Source organism: Paraburkholderia nodosa, from assembly GCF_001718195.1.
Lineage (GTDB): Bacteria > Pseudomonadota > Gammaproteobacteria > Burkholderiales > Burkholderiaceae > Paraburkholderia > Paraburkholderia nodosa_A.
This window is the reverse complement of sequence record NZ_MCNV01000078.1, coordinates 1-703: the sequence shown is the minus strand read 5'-3', so window position 1 is coordinate 703 and position 703 is coordinate 1. Positions and strand designations below refer to the sequence as shown.

Annotated in this window: 1 rRNA gene; it reads right to left on the bottom strand. The window is 52.1% G+C overall.

From position 1 onward, the window contains the following. Positions 1 to 276 (bottom strand): 16S ribosomal RNA (locus BFD71_RS38710); the annotation flags it as partial. Between the last annotated feature and the right edge of the window lie 427 nt (positions 277 to 703).

Sequence of the window (703 nt, the reverse complement as noted above, 5' to 3'; positions counted from 1 at the left end):
TCGTCGCCTTGGTGGGCCTTTACCCCACCAACTAGCTAATCCGCCATCGGCCACCCCAATAGCGCGAGGTCTTGCGATCCCCCGCTTTCATCCATAGATCGTATGCGGTATTAATCCGGCTTTCGCCGGGCTATCCCCCACTACTGGACATGTTCCGATGTATTACTCACCCGTTCGCCACTCGCCGCCAGGATTGCTCCCGCGCTGCCGTTCGACTTGCATGTGTAAGGCATGCCGCCAGCGTTCAATCTGAGCCAGGATCAAACTCTTCAGTTCAATACCTGTTACTGTTTTCGGTTCAGTTAAGAACCGGTCGCTCACTCAAAGCTGACAGGTTTCAGAATAAATTCAAAAACCTGACTTACTTTAGTGTGAGACTCTTGATACTTTTGCTGCTCCCGACATCGCTCCGAAGAACACTATCGGGTCGCCACCGCATCAAGCGCCCACACTTATCGGCTGTAAATTTTTAAAGAGCAATTCGTCTTAATCGCTTCGTTTTCGTTCGCAGCGATCAGCGAAGGAGGCGAATTATGCGGGTCATTCCGGATATCGTCAAGCGACTTTCGAATATTTATTTTTGGGGTCCGCTACGCCAATTTTCGACAGCTACCGGCACCCACACGAGACAGGTCGCCCCTTCTGTCACCAAATCGGGAACGGCAGCTGCATACGGGTCGCAGCACAATCGAATTCGAGCGCA